The following is a 15305-nucleotide window of genomic DNA, read 5'->3' on the forward strand; positions in this document are numbered from 1 at the left end:
CAAAAATGTAGTAAGACATTGAGGTGAGACTGAAATGGCTAAAATATATTTTGATGCAGCTGTTAAAGGAAATCCAGGGCCTGCTTCAGTTGCGGTTGTGATTGCAGAGGAATCTGAACATCAAATCTATACGAAAGACATCCCTTCAACAGATAACCATTCTGCTGAGTGGGAAGCCTTTATCTACGCGCTTGAATGTGCAAAAGCACAGCATGTAGAGACAGCTTTAGTTGCGACTGATTCAAAATTAGTTGCAGACACTTTGGAAAAAGGCTTTACAAAAAATGAAAAGTTTAAAGCTTATTTATTAGAAGCCGCTAAAAAAATGAAAGATTTTGATCTGTGTTTGATTAATTGGATACCGCGCGCTCAAAATAAAGAAGCGAATCACCATGCCCAACAAGCTCTATATCAGCAATTAAAATAAACAGGATTGAACAAATTGGGTTTCCATTTTGTTCAATCCTGTTTTTGCTTTAGAATGGCATAAATTCTCTATTAATATATTTACTTGAAACTTTCAAATCATGTTCATCGCACACTTGTATCGCGTTGATATAATCGACTTGATATTGCATTTGATTAAATAAAGACTCGATATCTAACGGTACTTCGGTGTGTATTTCGGCAAGCTGCTTGGATAACTTGAGGTCATCCATATGACTGATAATTTTCTTTTGTTGTGCAGGCGTTAAATCTTCAATATGTTGAATGACATTTTCGACCGACTGATATTGTTGAATCAGTTTAAGTGCCGTTTTCTCACCGATTCCTTTCACACCAGGGTATCCGTCTGCGCTGTCCCCCATGAAGGCTTTAATATCAATGAGTTGAAGCGGATTCAAATTATATTCTTGCTGATAGCGTTCTAAATCGTATTGGTTGTAAATATTGAAACCTTTTTTAGTCAGCCAGACTTGAACATTTGGATTAATACATTGCAGAATATCTTTATCTCCGGTTACGATGTAGATCTCATTCTCTTTAGATAAATGGCGACTTAAAGTTCCGATTACATCATCTGCCTCATAATTTTGTACTCCTACATTAATAAAACCAAGTGCTTCTGACATTTCTTTCACTAAATCAAATTGCGGTCTGAGTTCTTCAGGAGGAGCTGGACGGTGTTGTTTATAAGCCGTAAAAACTTCATTTCTGAAAGTTTGTTGTCCCATATCCCAACAAACAGCAATGTGTGTTGGTTGGATGTCCTCTATAGCAGAAAAGATATGTCTGATAAAGCCTTGTACCCCATTTGTAGGTACGCCTTCTCTATTTCTCATATATTGATGATGGATACTTGTAGCATAGAAATGGCGAAATAATAACGCCATTCCATCTACAAGTAGTACTTTGTTACTCATTTAAATATCCTCTTTCTAAGTTATAAAATTGATTTAAGTTGTGTATTTGCATCATCGATTTGCTTAATCAATGATGTATCTATTTTCACTTTAAGCAATTCATCAGCTTGATGATGAATTTCATCAGAAATATCACTGATTTGTGTTTCAGCACTCTGCCCCATCAATTTCACTTGTTGTTCAAGTTGTTGACGTAAAAGATTGATTTCATCTTGCAACAGCTCGACAGTATTCATCGTGATATCTTCTTGGATTTCTTTTTGAGCTTTAGGTTGCAATAAGCGTTTTTTAGATAATTTTCTAGGCAATGCTTGATTCATAGCTTCAAAATCAATATGCAGTGTATCGATAGCATCTTTGTTCATATCGATATTAAAGTGTGGATGAATCAAAATGTGCAAGTGATTTAATTTTTTTTCCACAGGAGCCAGTTGTTCTTCTAGTTGTTGATTAAAGAATTTTTTAATGCGTTCAGCAATTAAAGTCTGTTCCATATAGAGTCTGCCATGAATTTGCTCTAAATAAGTTTTGACAGCGGTACGTTTTTCATCTTCAAAGTCTTTGTTCTTAGTTATCTGTGCATTAAAAACTGTTCGAACTTCATCAAACAATTGTAGCTTTAAGCGTTCATTCAAATGATAAATTTGATCTTCAACTTCATTATAAGTATGTTGCTTAGATGTAGATAAAGTAGTTTCTGGAATAGCACCTTGTTGTTCAATTTCTTGTATTTTAGTTTGACGTTTTTCCATTTCTTGACGATTATTTTGGTAATCCTCGGACATCTCTGTAAAGGATTGACTGATTTGTTCTAATTGTGACTTCATTTGATGTTGCAAGACTACTTTGGATTCAACAGAAGCAAAGTAATCTAAACTTTCTTTGAGTGCGTTAAGACCGCTGTCGCCTTCTTTTAAAGCGCGTCGACTAGACACTGAATAGATTTCTGCAGGCATATTAACTTGGTTCAATGCATCTAATACATAATCTTCAACTGCTTCTAAATCATTATTAGTTTCTGCTAAATCTACAGCATTAATGACCATTTTGAAAGTTTGATTTTCATTTAATTGATTCATTTCTTTCATATATTCAATAAAGGCTTTGTCATTATCTGTAAATGAATGATTGAAATAACTTACATATAATATTAAATCTGAAGATGTAAGGATTTTTTCTGTTTCATTTGAATGACGTTGGTTATTTGAATACAGTCCTAAAGAATCTACAATAATTTTATTTTTCAGCCATTCAATCGGTAATTTTAAATGCACAGTTTCTACAAATGCAGCATAGGCATCTTCTGCACTCCATTTTTTAACTTCATCTTGATTAATATCGTGAGTTAAACCATTCTCTATCATATCTTGATATAAATCCACATGAGATTTTACTGCATTTACGAAAGCTAATTGTTCTTTTTTGAGAGAATTTTTTAAAGCAGTTGTATCCGTAGCTTTAAAATCATTTAAGCTGTCAAAGTGGAATTGCTGAGATTCAACAAGTTGGTTTAATTCAGCTAATAGTTGTTCTTCTTTCTTCAAAGTTATAGCACTTGAATCACCATAAGACAGTTCAGTTGTTGCTGCTGTCGTAGGGTTAGGCGAACTTACAAGATACGTATCTCCGAGTAAAGCATTGATTAAGCTGCTTTTACCTGCACTAAATGTTCCGAATACCCCGATTTTAACAATTTGCTGATCCATTCTATCGATCGCCGCATTTAAATCATCTTTCGTTTGTTGGAAAAGTGGTACAGGTTCGATAATGTCGATACCTTGTTTGATTACTGACAGGTCAATATCCTCTGTTTCTTGATTTGTAACCTCTTTAGTTGCTTTTTCTTGGCGTTCAGGTTGATTAAGTTCCTCTTTAGTATATTTAATTTCCGTACGGTCAATGAGTTTATCCAAAGAATCATCTAAATGAATATAATAATGTTGGTAGTTGTGTGTTTCTAAGGACTCTCGCAATTCGCGCAGTTTAATATATTTTTCATATTCACCATAATCTGCTGATTCATCTTCATCTGCAATATTTTGTGTTTCAGCATATTTTACAGCGTCTTTTAATAATGGTTCTGAATCTTTTTTAATAAAGTTATGAATTGCTTTCACGACATCATCACAAAAGTTCAAGACGTATTGATTGCTGATACTCATTTGTTCTTGATATAAATCTGAAATTAAATTTTCGGGAATTTCATAGTGCTGGTTTAATATAGCTTGGTTGACTGAAGATTGGTTGATGAATCGTGTTAAGAATGACATGTCTTCGCGCATCGGCTGTCTTACTTGCTGATTCACTAAATCTTGCAGTTCCGACATTACTTTATCCAGACGCGCTTGTCGTTCTTCTTCAGTTTTTTTCTTTTTATTAAAAAGCCCGCCGACTTTGAAAGTCTTTACGCGACTCTCTAAATATTCACGAATTTTTTCACGCATTTCATGTGGCATCAGATAAGCATTATCCAGAATTTTTTTGCGTTGATACTTCAAATAGTTAAATAATTTATCAGGATCGTTGAGTAATTGCGCTTCTTCACTCACTGACTTATTTTGCTGAAAATTTAAATAAGCTTGATCAAACTGTGCTTCTTCAATATCTAGAATACTTAATATATCTTGCATCTCTGATTGGATATAAGAGAGTTGGTCATCTGTAATAAATTGTGTAATACGTTGAATGTAATCTTCCATTGACTCACGATGGTTATCTTGTTCGATTAAAAAGTCGGAAAGTTCGTTGATTTGATTTTCAGGATAATCAAATTTTGAGACATAGAAAGTTCTTAATATGTCTAAATCCCACTCATTAATAGCATTTTCGATATTTTGTTTGAAATCTTTAAAGGATAATTCCTCATCATTATGTTTATCAATTTGGTTAATCACAAAAACCACTGGAATGCCTGCATGATTAAGGCGTTTCATAAATTGAAAGTTCATTGCAGATTGAACGTGATTATAATCTACTGTATAGAAAACAATATTACTGGTAAACATAAATTGTTCTGTTGAAGCTTGGTGCATGGATACATTGGAGTCTACTCCAGGTGTATCTTGTAGCGTGAAGCCTTTATTGAATTTATCGGATTCAAATTTAATTTCGACAGACTCAACATCCCCATTTTGTCTGTTTAATTGTTTCACTTCTTCGTAGTCGCTCAACCTTGTATATTTTTGGCCTTCTAAATTAGCGATAATCTCACTCTCATCTGCTACAGAGACAATCGCTGTATTACTAGTTGTAGGCACTGGAGAGCTTGGCAAAATCTCCTGTTCTAATAAAAGATTGATGAGTGTAGACTTCCCTGCTGAAAAGTGCCCCACAAAAGTGAGTGTAAATTGATTTAAATATACTTTTTTAATCACTTGATTAATGATATGTACTAAATCTTCGTGGTTAGACTTTTCTACTTCTTTTTTTAATTTATATAAAATATCTAATTGGTTCGTACTAGACATATATGTTGTTCCCCTTTTTCAATAACGTTGTATTAATTGTATAACAAATGAGACAGACTCTAAAGGATAATTATTTCGGCTGTGCTTAAAAATAAAAAGAGAGTGGACGACGAAATAATTTTAATAACTATTATTTCGATCCCACTCTCTCGAAGTGCATTATACCGCTGGATTTTTATCTTTTTTCATTTGAATATATCTAGAAATACAATAAATGATAATACCTGCCCAAATAAAGATAAAGGTAATTAATTGGTTGGTATTAAATGGTTCTTTGTAGACGAAGATACCGAGTATAAACATTAATGTCGGGCCTATATATTGAATGAATCCCATTAAAGATAATGGTATTCTACGTGCGCCTGCTGAGAAGCTGATAAGCGGTATAGCTGTGATGGCGCCTGAGAACACTAACCATAATGTCGGCATATTGAATCCGACTGATGATTGATGCGTTGTCCAAAGATAAATGATATATATTATCGCAGCAGGTGTAGTCACGATACATTCGTAAGTAATACTGCTGAGCGCGTCTATAGGTACTATTTTTTTCAATAGTCCATAGAATCCAAAGGATAATGCCAATAGTATTGATACGATTGGAAACTCCCCGATTCGGATAGTCATATATAATACGCCGATAACAGCAAGTATGATAGCCAACCATTCCATTTTATTAAAACGTTCTTTTAAAAAGATCATGGCCAAGACGATGCTGACTAAAGGATTAATATAGTAGCCTAAACTGGATTGTAATACATGATTATTATTGACAGCCCAAATAAAAGTCCCCCAATTAATCGTAATAATATAACCTGCTGCCGTCAGAGCTATCAGTTGTTTCATTGTTAATAATTTAATGCTATTTACAAATTGAGAGTATTTACCTATGGCAATGATTAAAACGACCATAAATATCATAGATAAGATGATTCTATAAGCAAGAATCTCAAATGGACCAATATCATTGAGTAATGACCAGTAAATAGGAAGAGTTCCCCATAAAATGTAGGCGATTAAGGAATAAATTACCCCACGCTTAAATTCTTGATTCAATTTTTATCCTCCTATTCAGTTGTATTTATTTTTTATTTGCCCAATATTGATAGTAAGTACATTCAATATAGCCATTGAATAATTTTCTGCGTTTTGTTGCTTTACGCTGAGTTAAAAATTCAAACTCTTTGTTGCTTGTTAAAATATATTCAGATAAGTTGGGATGTTCTTTCATTAACTTTCCAAGATAGCGATACATTTCTTCAACCTCATCACGATCACCAATACGTTCACCGTATGGCGGGTTACCAATTAAAGCAATAGGTTGATCGGTATGGATGTCTAAAGTATTGACATCTTTTACTTCGAAATGAATCATTTCACCTAAACCGACTTCATCTGCATTACGCTTTGCGATTTCAATCATCTCAGGATCGATATCATAAGAATAAACTTCTACTTCTTTGTCGTAATCAGCTTGTTGATCTGCTTCATCGCGTAATTGGTCATATAAACCATCTGGCATGATGTCCCATGATTCTGAGACAAAGCTTCGGTTAAAGCCAGGCGCAATGTTCTGAGCAATCAAACATGCTTCGATTGCAATTGTACCTGAACCGCAAAACGGGTCAATTAATGGCGTATTGCCGTTCCAGTTAGCCAAACGAATCATAGCTGCTGCTAAGGTTTCTTTAATTGGTGCCTCACCTTGCGCTAAACGATAGCCGCGTCTATTCAATCCTGAACCTGAAGTATCAATAGTTAATAACACTTGATCTTTGTGAATTGCGACTTCCACTGGATATTTAGCACCTGTTTCGTCTAACCATCCTTTGTGTGAATATGCATCTTTCAAGCGTTCTACAATTGCTTTTTTAACAATTGCTTGCACGTCTGGAACGCTATGCAAAGTAGATTTGACACTACGTCCTTGTACAGGAAAATTGCCGTCTACAGGGATAATTGTTTCCCAAGGTATACTTTTAGTTTGTTCAAACAGTGAATCAAATTCAGTTGCTTTAAAGCGCCCCATTACTAGACGAACTCTATCGGAAGTACGTAACCAGAGATTACTTTTAGCAATAGCTGTTTCATCACCTTCATAAAATATTCTGCCGTTTTCAACTTCTGTATCATAACCAAGTTCATTCACTTCTTTAGATACAACTGATTCTAAACCCATTGGGCAGACAGCTAATAATTGATACATGTGCGTTTTCCCTTCCTTCTCTATCTTGTTTACTTAACAATTGTAGCAGAGATTAACCTGTTTATGTGGAATGATTCCACTTTTTTAACTCAAATTAAAAAAGCTCTCCTGCACAGGAGAGCTAAACTAGCAATGATATCTCTATAAGCCATGTTCTGTACCTTAGTACTCATCACGTGCACTAGTATGCACTGGTACGCTGGTGGTAACCATCTGTCTGAAATACCGATTTATGCACGGTCATTTCCTTGTTTATACGTTGAATTCCGCTAAACAAGTGCTCCTACCAAATTTGGATTGCTCACTCGAGGGGTTTACCGCGTTCCACCTTTTACATTTCTGCAAAAGCTACGTCACTGTGGCACTTTCAAGCTATTTTAACCTTATCTTGAAGACTTAGGTTATTTCGCTGCCGTCATATTGCCTTGACTTATTGTTTCATCAAGCACGAACACTACAATCAATCTCAGATTGTGTGAGCATGGACTTTCCTCTATATCGCTATAGCGATTACCCGAAATATCACTCTTAAAATTATAACACGGTTGAAGTATCAAGGTAAAGGCAATCTTAAATAGATAAAGTATTCAGATTATGAAATAAATGCTTTGAGATTTATTTGCCGAATACTGCCTTTTCCAAATTAGAAATGCGTTTAAGTATATCCACATTATTCGTACTGCCATTTGATGAAAAATTCTTGTTTTCTTGTGGTCTAGAAGTTGCTACACGTAAACGCAGTTCTTCAAGTTCTTTCTTCAACTTATGGTTCTCTTCATTTAATTTAACGACTTCACTATCTAAGTCAGCCATTTTTTGATAGTCTGCAATGATGTCATCTAGGAATGCATCTACTTCTTCCCTTCTATAGCCTCGGGCAAGAGTTTTTTCGAAATCTTTTTCATAAATATCTTTCGCTGATAATTTTAAAGATACATCTGCCATTTTTTCTCCACCTCATTCGAAACTTTCTTCTTCTGACCACTGCAAATCATTGATGAAAACATTTATTTCATCAAATGTTACAATATCACAAGTATAATTTGTTTGTTCTGCAAAATCAACTAACATTCGCTTGAAGAACTTAGGACTCGCCTCTTGTTCTTCGTCATATAACAATACTGTTATATCAGAGTGTTCCAACATAAACAAATCAGTTTGTTTAAACTGATAAGGTCCTTCATATGGGGCATGGTGAACAGTATCTATAAAATCCGCGTGTGCTGTAATTTGTTGATATTGTAATTGATTTTGTTCATTCCACCGTTCAGTATGGTTTTGAAAAGGTGGGATGACCCCTAGTTTCAACTCAGGGTATTCTTTTTTTAACGCGATGACAACTTCAGCTGCCCACAATTCAATGCCTAATTGACCTTGTATTAATACCCATTCTAAGCCTTCTTCAATCAAAGTTTTAATCTTATTTTCAATAAAGGCTTTTAAATATTTTATTTCAGGTGCATCCTCTTTAAATATATTTAATTCGTAAGATTTATATCCTGTAATATAGGCAGTTTTAACCATATTGCGTTTCACTTTCCTTAATATATTTTAAATCGTATTTCACACTTTTCAATTTTTCCATAAAGATTTTTCTGCTGGTTTTAGCATAGTGACATTCTACAGAAAGTTTTTCAATATTTTGTATCAATATATGATATTTCTTATTATTCATATAAGGAAGCGCAATGACATACTCAGCCTTTCCATTTAATTGAGAAATCAAATTGTCAATTTCTTTAGTAAAAGGTACAACATCTTGGTGAAAAGAATACTGAGTTCCCTCACGTGCTAGCTGGTAGCGTTCTTTCATCGTTTGAGTATATTGGATCAACTGCTGGATAATTGTGTACATCCTCTATTCCTCCTATAACAATAATTTATCACAATGCGTTTTGAACGTCATTTTTGCAAACCCTAGTGATGATAGGCTTGAGTTTGTGTAATGGCAGATTTAACGTTAAAATAAAATGTATACGAAAGAGGTTGGATATCTTCTAATGATTAAAAAATTACTAGAAGTATATTTCAATCTTAGTATATAAATATATTCACAGAGTTTGCATAAAACTGTGAGTACTGTATAATAATTACGGTTTTAGAAACCTGTAGTGTGGTGAAAAAAATGAATTATCCGAATGGTAAGCCATTTAATACAAATAAGACTAAAGTTGGACGCACAAACAACCATCAGTCGAGTAAAATCAAATATGGTGGTCGCGGGATGACTTTGGAAAAGGAAATTGAAATATCCAATGATTACTACCTTTCGATAGGAAAAGCTGTGATTCATAAGAAACCGACACCCGTCCAAATTGTGGACGTTTCTTATCCAAAACGCAGTAAAGCAGTCATCAAAGAAGCTTATTTCCGAACACCTTCTACAACTGATTATAATGGCGTATATAATGGCTATTATATTGATTTCGAAGCAAAAGAAACTAAAAATAAAACTTCTTTTCCTTTAAAGAATATACATGAGCATCAAGTGAAGCATATGAAGTCGGTATATGAACAAAAAGGCATTACCTTCTTATTGATACGTTTCAAAACTTTAGATGAAGTGTATCTATTACCATATGTACCATTTGAATATTTCTGGAAAAGAGCACAGCAAGATATCAAGAAATCTATTACAGTTGAAGAAATCAGAAAAAATGGTTACCATATTCCTTATCAGTATCAACCACGTTTGAATTATCTCAAAGCCGTTGATAAGTTGATATTAGATGAAAGTGAGGACCGCGTATGACGGAAAGAAAAGGGACTGCTAATTCGAATAATAGCAAGTCCGGTAAAAAACAGAATAAAAGTATTAAAAGGACAATCATCAAGATTATCGGCTTTATACTTATTGCCTTTATCGTTTTAGCATTAATTGGCGTTCTTTTATTTGCATATTATGCTTGGAAAGCACCTGCTTTTACAGATGCGAAATTAAAAGACCCGATTCCAGCAAAAATTTACGACAAAAATGGAGATCTTGTTAAAACGCTTGATAACGGTCAAAGACGTGCTCACGTCGAACTGAAAGATGTTCCGCAACATATGAAAGACGCAGTGTTGGCAACCGAAGATAACCGTTTCTATCACCATGGCGCTCTAGACTATAAACGTCTGTTCGGAGCTGTAGGTAAGAATATTACTGGTGGTTTCGGTTCACAAGGGGCTTCAACTTTGACACAACAAGTTGTTAAACGTTCGTTCTTAACAGATCAAAAATCTATTGGACGTAAAGCGCAAGAAGCATACTTATCTTATCGTCTTGAACAAGAATACAGTAAAGACGACATTTTCCAGATTTACTTAAATAAAATCTATTATTCTGATGGTGTGTATGGTGTTAAAGCAGCTGCAAAATATTACTTCGATAAAGACTTGAAAGATTTAAGTCTTCCTGAAGAAGCATATTTAGCTGGTTTACCGCAAGTACCTAACTTGTATAATGTGTATGATCATCCTAAAGAAGCGGAATCACGTAAAGATACAGTATTATACTTAATGCATTACCACCATAGAATTACTAAAGCAGAAATGGAAAAAGCACAAGATACTCCAATCGAGAAAAATCTTGTAAAACGTAATGCTGACCAACGTGCTATTAAGGCTGATGACAAAGATCCAGAAATGGATTCATATGTTAACTTTGTGAAAACAGAACTAATGGCTCATCCTAAGTATAAAGATAAAAACTTGGGCGACATATTAAATAGTGGTGTAAAAATTTACACTAATATGGATGCTAGTGTTCAAAAATCATTGCAAGACCATATTAATAATGGTAATTATTACAAAAATGATGACCAACAAGTCGGTTCTACCATCGTAGACAGTAAAAATGGTGGCCTGGTAGCCATTTCAGGTGGCAGAAACTTTAAAGACGTCGTTGATAGAAACTTAGCTACTGACGCTCACCCTACTGGTTCATCATTAAAACCATTCTTAGCATATGGTCCAGCTATTGAAAATATGCAATGGGCTACAAACCACGCTATCCAAGATGAATCAGAATATATGGTTGACGGCACTACATTCCGAAACTATGATACGAAGAGCCATGGTGTTGTATCTATGTATGACGCTTTAAGACAAAGTTTCAACATTCCAGCGCTTAAAGCTTGGCAACAAACGAAACAAGATGCTGGTGGCGATGCACCTAAGAACTTTGCTAAAAAAGTTGGTCTTGATTACAAAGGTGAAATCGGACCTTCTGAAGTACTTGGTGGTTCATCATCTGAATTCTCACCTACCGATTTAGCTTCAGCCTTTGCAGCATTAGCTAATGGCGGTGAATATAACCAAGCACATGCAATTACAAAAGTTGTAGATCAAGATGGTGCTACAACAGAATTTGATTGGAAACATCATAAAGCAATGCAAGATTATACAGCATATATGCTTTCTGAAGTCTTGAAAGGTACATTTGAAGCTTGGGGTTCTGCATATGGACACGGCGTTTCAGGTGTTAACCTTGCAGCTAAGACTGGTACTGGTACTTACGGCAGCGAAGCTTACCAACAATACAACTTGCCTGATGATGCAGCGAAAGATGTTTGGATTAATGGTTTCACTCCTAAATACTCAATGTCAGTATGGATGGGCTTCAATAAAGTAAAAGATTATGGTGAAAATTCATTTGTTGGTCACAGCGAACAAGAATATCCTCAATACTTGCTTGAAGATGTAATGTCTGATATCAGTCCACGAGACGGAGCAGACTTCAAAAAACCATCATCTGTTGATGGATCAAGCAAAGAAAATTTATCTGTTGCAGGCCATCCAGACAATGATACTACTGGCAGAAAAGTCAATAGTAATGGTTCTGTTGGAGGCAACTCAAGTGGCAGCAGTAATAATTCAAGTCAGCAAGGTAATAACAATGGCCAAGGCAATAACAACCGACAAGGTAACAATAGCGGCCAAGGCAATAGTCAACAAGGCAACAACCAACAAGGTAATAACAATCAAAGCGGTGGAAATGCATTAACAAAATTCTTTAACCTTAATGCAATTTTCAATAATAAAGCTTCATAACAAAAAAGTGCAGTAGCTAGTTGAAAATCTAGCACTGCACTTTTTTATTGCTTACGATGTGATTGTCTTACTTTGTAGGCGGCATTCATTTTAATCAGTTCCGAAACTAAAGTTTTCATTTGACGGTATCCCATAAAATGGTGACGACGTTCTTGTATATAATCAAAACGTTCTTTGAAATTAATAGGCACAATCGGATAATTTTCAATTTCTTCAAAATTAATAACCGAAATATTATTAATTTGACAGAAGTAATTTTGAATTAAATCTAAGTAATCATCGAGTTGGCTTTTCCCTTCCGGAGAAGTCAATTTTTTATTTTTAGCAATCTGATCCAAAATCACTTCTTTTTCTTCGAAGTCAGCTTTTGTAATCATTAGCATTTCCCCCCTATGATTGAGCAGCTTCTTGCTTAATTTTTTGTCTATAACGTTTTTGCCCTTCTCTACAATCATCGAATAACGGACAAACATCACATTTAGGAGCGCGTGCTAAACAATGATAACGCCCAAAAAATATGAGTTGATGATGGCTCTTGGTCCATCTATCTTTAGGTATAATAGAACAAAGTCTGTTTTCAACTTCTTTCACACTATCTTTCCAGCGACAAATACCTAATCTCTTAGAAACTCTTTCAACATGAGTATCCACTGCTAAAGCGGGTTCGCCGAATGCCACACTCATCACTACATTTGCCGTCTTTCTCCCTACACCCGCTAAACTTTCTAAGTCAGTTCGGTTGTGCGGAATTTTGCCATCAAATTTATCAATTAGGGAACGACAAAGTTTTTGTATATTCTTAGCTTTATTACGGTATAAACCAATTGAGCGGATGTCTTGTTCTAATTCATTAAGATTCACATCTAGGTAGTCTTGAGGAGTTTGATACTTTTTAAATAAATGAGCTGTGACTTTATTGACTAGCACATCAGTACACTGCGCAGATAACAATACAGCTATAGTTAATTCAAAGGGATTGTTATGCTTTAATTCGCATTCTGCATCAGGAAACATGTCAGCGATGACATCTATCATACTTAAAGCTTTTTTCTTGCTTAACATACATTTAATTCCCCTCTCCATTCAACCAGTCAAATTTAGGGATATTTTTCACGGTATGCTTCATCTGAGGTGTAGTATATTGCTGGCTGATTTTTTTAGAATCATCTACGGTTTTGACATTATGTTTTTTCCAGTTCAGAAGGATACGGTCGATATACTTGAAGTTAACTTTATCTAGACTTAAAGCTTCATTTACGGCTGCTTGTATGACTGATATATCGTGTTTATCCACGTCTATCCATTGATTTAAAGTATCAATTTCAATTGGTGAAAGTGGTCTTCCGAAAGATTGTTCAATAAATTGAAACAGCTCTTTGAAAGCTTCCTTATCATCGTTTTGTTTATCATTTAACTCTTGCGCTTGCAGTATTTTATTAAATGCTTGATAAAAACCCTCTAAGTCCATAAATTCTGCAAATCTTCCGTCTTCATCCTTTTGTACGGTAAGATTGAACAGCCCAAGTTGAATTAAATGCTGAATTACAGTAGTAATTTCACGTTCTTTCATCGTTGTACCTTGACTTAAGTACTGAATAGAAGGTTGTTTATTTGAATGTTCATTTTCATAAATTAACTTTAATAATATGACTAAATCTGTTTCAGTCAGACCTAGTTCATAATAATGATCCAACAGCTCTCTTCTGATAACGACAGGTCGTTTTCTTAAAAAATCAATATTCAAATACGCTTCCCCTTTCTAGATTTTTCATCTATTTAAAAGAGTCCAGTCGAATGACTTATAGATATATCATTTGACTGGACCGTTATATAATTTATATTTAACTATTAGATATTATGGGTACAAACGATTTAATAAACGTGGGAATGGTGCAGTTTCTCTAACGTGTTCAACGCCAGAAATCCATGCCACTGTTCTTTCTAAACCTAAACCGAAACCACTATGCGGCACTGAACCGTAACGACGCAAATCTAAATAATAGTTGTAACTTTCACGATCTAATTGGTGCTCTTCAATACGTTGTTCTAATAAATCTAAATCGTTAATACGTTCTGAACCGCCAATAATTTCACCATAACCTTCTGGAGCAATCAAATCTGCACACAATACAGTATCCTCATTTTCAGGATTTGGTTGCATATAGAATGGTTTGATTTTAGTTGGATAATTTGTGATGAAAACAGGCAAATCAAAATGATTAGCAATTGCTGTTTCATGTGGTGCACCAAAATCTTCGCCCCATTCGATATCATCGAAGCCTTGTTCTTTCAAGTATTCAATGGCATCATCGTAAGAAATACGTGGGAATGGTGTTTGAACTTTTTCTAATTTAGAAGTATCTCTGTCTAAAATTTTCAATTCAAGTTCGCAATTTTTAAGTACAGATTGAACGACATGTGTAACATATTGTTCTTGGACTTCTAAACTGTCAGCATGTTCATAGAATGCCATTTCGCCTTCAATCATCCAAAATTCGATTAAGTGACGACGAGTTTTAGATTTCTCTGCACGGAAAGTCGGTCCGAATGAGAAAACTTTGCCATAAGCCATAGCTGCAGCTTCAAGGTATAATTGTCCACTTTGAGATAAGAAAGCATCTTCATCAAAGTATTTTGTATGGAATAATTCACTTGTACCTTCTGGTGCACTTGCTGTTAAAATTGGCGGATCAATTTTTACGAAACCAGTGCCATGGAAAAATTCATAAGTGGCACGAATAATTTCATTACGAATTTTCATTACTGCATGTTGTTTTTTTGAACGTAACCATAAATGACGATGATCCATTAAGAATTCAGTACCGTGATTTTTTGGTGTAATCGGATAATCATGTGCTTCTTGAATGACCTCAATTGATTTGACTTGCATTTCATAGCCTAAATCTGAGCGATTATCCTCTGAAATGGTACCTGTCACGTAAAGTGAAGATTCTTGAGTAATATTTTTAGCAGTAGCAAATGTTTCTTCATCGACTTCTGATTTTACTACTACGCCTTGCATGAATCCTGTACCGTCACGCAGTTGTAAGAATGCAATCTTACCGCTAGAGCGTTTATTATGCAGCCAAGCACCAATAGTGACTTCTTGGCCGATATGATTCTTAGCATCTTTAATTGTAGTCTTCATAACCAAACTCCTATACTTCATTTGTATTATTTTAAGCTCTTTAATTATAGAACTTTATCTCGGGACAATGAAATAATTTCAATTCA

General features: G+C 34.7%; 14 protein-coding genes and 1 other RNA gene. 3 read left to right on the forward strand and 12 right to left on the reverse strand.

From position 1 onward, the window contains the following. Nucleotides 1–34: 34 nt before the first annotated feature. Entirely contained in the window at nucleotides 35–427 is a 393-nt protein-coding gene (locus CNQ82_RS07210; RefSeq protein WP_123144713.1) for a ribonuclease HI family protein, read from the forward strand. Nucleotides 428–476: 49 nt separating this feature from the next. Here CNQ82_RS07210 and CNQ82_RS07215 read toward each other — a convergent pair whose 3' ends face one another. The 8 genes from CNQ82_RS07215 to CNQ82_RS07250 form a co-directional block, all read right to left on the reverse strand. After that, nucleotides 477–1364: a 5'-3' exonuclease gene (locus CNQ82_RS07215; protein WP_095105257.1), complete on the reverse strand. Its 888-nt coding sequence runs from the start codon at nucleotides 1362–1364 to the stop codon at nucleotides 477–479. Nucleotides 1365–1384: 20 nt separating this feature from the next. Next, nucleotides 1385–4831: a dynamin family protein gene (locus tag CNQ82_RS07220; protein WP_123144714.1), complete on the reverse strand. Its 3447-nt coding sequence runs from the start codon at nucleotides 4829–4831 to the stop codon at nucleotides 1385–1387. A 159-nt stretch (nucleotides 4832–4990) separates the two neighbouring features. Next, the gene (gene rarD, locus CNQ82_RS07225; protein ID WP_123144715.1) at nucleotides 4991–5887 is read right to left on the reverse strand and encodes an EamA family transporter RarD; all 897 of its coding nucleotides are present in this window, start codon (nucleotides 5885–5887) and stop codon (nucleotides 4991–4993) included. Between the two features lie 25 nt (nucleotides 5888–5912). Beyond that, nucleotides 5913–7037 carry a THUMP domain-containing class I SAM-dependent RNA methyltransferase gene (locus tag CNQ82_RS07230; protein WP_123144716.1) on the reverse strand — a complete coding sequence of 375 codons (1125 nt, stop codon included), beginning with the start codon at nucleotides 7035–7037 and terminating at the stop codon, nucleotides 5913–5915. 139 nt (nucleotides 7038–7176) lie between these two features. Continuing rightward, nucleotides 7177–7559: RNase P RNA component class B (gene rnpB / locus CNQ82_RS07235), an RNA gene on the reverse strand. Nucleotides 7560–7652: 93 nt separating this feature from the next. Continuing rightward, nucleotides 7653–7982: a cell division regulator GpsB gene (gene gpsB / locus CNQ82_RS07240; RefSeq protein ID WP_095105251.1), complete on the reverse strand. Its 330-nt coding sequence runs from the start codon at nucleotides 7980–7982 to the stop codon at nucleotides 7653–7655. A gap of 12 nt (nucleotides 7983–7994) precedes the next feature. Beyond that, nucleotides 7995–8561 (reverse strand): SLOG family protein, encoded by a 567-nt coding sequence (locus CNQ82_RS07245; protein ID WP_123144717.1) that lies wholly within the window; start codon nucleotides 8559–8561, stop codon nucleotides 7995–7997. After that, nucleotides 8554–8892, reverse strand: coding sequence for a DUF1798 family protein (locus tag CNQ82_RS07250; RefSeq protein ID WP_123144718.1), 339 nt, complete (start codon nucleotides 8890–8892; stop codon nucleotides 8554–8556). Before CNQ82_RS07250 ends, CNQ82_RS07245 begins: the two co-directional genes overlap by 8 nt. A 270-nt stretch (nucleotides 8893–9162) precedes the next feature. On the opposite strand from CNQ82_RS07250, the gene recU reads away from it, so the two are divergent. Together recU and CNQ82_RS07260 are read left to right on the forward strand one after the other, a co-directional pair. Continuing rightward, on the forward strand, nucleotides 9163–9789 hold the full coding sequence (gene recU, locus CNQ82_RS07255; protein ID WP_123144719.1) for a Holliday junction resolvase RecU: 627 nt from the start codon (nucleotides 9163–9165) through the stop codon (nucleotides 9787–9789). Continuing rightward, complete coding sequence (locus CNQ82_RS07260; protein ID WP_123144720.1) at nucleotides 9786–12071, forward strand: transglycosylase domain-containing protein; 2286 nt, start codon at nucleotides 9786–9788, stop codon at nucleotides 12069–12071. Before recU ends, CNQ82_RS07260 begins: the two co-directional genes overlap by 4 nt. Before the next feature lie 44 nt (nucleotides 12072–12115). Here CNQ82_RS07260 and CNQ82_RS07265 read toward each other — a convergent pair whose 3' ends face one another. From CNQ82_RS07265 to asnS, 4 genes are all read right to left on the reverse strand, one after another. Next, a complete protein-coding gene (locus CNQ82_RS07265) occupies nucleotides 12116–12448 on the reverse strand; it encodes a YpoC family protein (protein WP_123144721.1) in 333 nt (110 codons plus the stop codon). 13 nt (nucleotides 12449–12461) lie between these two features. Beyond that, a complete protein-coding gene (gene nth, locus CNQ82_RS07270; protein WP_123144722.1) occupies nucleotides 12462–13133 on the reverse strand; it encodes an endonuclease III in 672 nt (223 codons plus the stop codon). A 4-nt stretch (nucleotides 13134–13137) separates the two neighbouring features. Beyond that, entirely contained in the window at nucleotides 13138–13815 is a 678-nt protein-coding gene (locus CNQ82_RS07275) for a DnaD domain-containing protein (RefSeq protein WP_123144723.1), read from the reverse strand. Nucleotides 13816–13926: 111 nt separating this feature from the next. Beyond that, complete coding sequence (gene asnS, locus CNQ82_RS07280) at nucleotides 13927–15219, reverse strand: asparagine--tRNA ligase (RefSeq protein WP_123144724.1); 1293 nt, start codon at nucleotides 15217–15219, stop codon at nucleotides 13927–13929. Nucleotides 15220–15305: the final 86 nt, after the last annotated feature.

Origin of the sequence: Staphylococcus debuckii (genome assembly GCF_003718735.1) — a bacterium.
Taxonomy (GTDB): Bacteria; Bacillota; Bacilli; order Staphylococcales; family Staphylococcaceae; genus Staphylococcus; species Staphylococcus debuckii.

What these genes read in the sequence shown, in the direction of transcription:
- nth (WP_123144722.1), bottom strand. Translation starts at nt 13,133, where the DNA reads ATGTTAAGCAAGAAAAAAGCTTTAAGTATGATAGATGTCATCGCTGAC.
- asnS (WP_123144724.1), bottom strand. Translation starts at nt 15,219, where the DNA reads ATGAAGACTACAATTAAAGATGCTAAGAATCATATCGGCCAAGAAGTC.
- CNQ82_RS07230 (WP_123144716.1), bottom strand. Translation starts at nt 7,037, where the DNA reads ATGTATCAATTATTAGCTGTCTGCCCAATGGGTTTAGAATCAGTTGTA.
- CNQ82_RS07265 (WP_123144721.1), bottom strand. Translation starts at nt 12,448, where the DNA reads ATGATTACAAAAGCTGACTTCGAAGAAAAAGAAGTGATTTTGGATCAG.
- CNQ82_RS07245 (WP_123144717.1), bottom strand. Translation starts at nt 8,561, where the DNA reads ATGGTTAAAACTGCCTATATTACAGGATATAAATCTTACGAATTAAAT.
- CNQ82_RS07250 (WP_123144718.1), bottom strand. Translation starts at nt 8,892, where the DNA reads ATGTACACAATTATCCAGCAGTTGATCCAATATACTCAAACGATGAAA.
- gpsB (WP_095105251.1), bottom strand. Translation starts at nt 7,982, where the DNA reads ATGGCAGATGTATCTTTAAAATTATCAGCGAAAGATATTTATGAAAAA.
- CNQ82_RS07210 (WP_123144713.1), top strand. Translation starts at nt 35, where the DNA reads ATGGCTAAAATATATTTTGATGCAGCTGTTAAAGGAAATCCAGGGCCT.
- CNQ82_RS07220 (WP_123144714.1), bottom strand. Translation starts at nt 4,831, where the DNA reads ATGTCTAGTACGAACCAATTAGATATTTTATATAAATTAAAAAAAGAA.
- CNQ82_RS07260 (WP_123144720.1), top strand. Translation starts at nt 9,786, where the DNA reads ATGACGGAAAGAAAAGGGACTGCTAATTCGAATAATAGCAAGTCCGGT.
- recU (WP_123144719.1), top strand. Translation starts at nt 9,163, where the DNA reads ATGAATTATCCGAATGGTAAGCCATTTAATACAAATAAGACTAAAGTT.
- CNQ82_RS07215 (WP_095105257.1), bottom strand. Translation starts at nt 1,364, where the DNA reads ATGAGTAACAAAGTACTACTTGTAGATGGAATGGCGTTATTATTTCGC.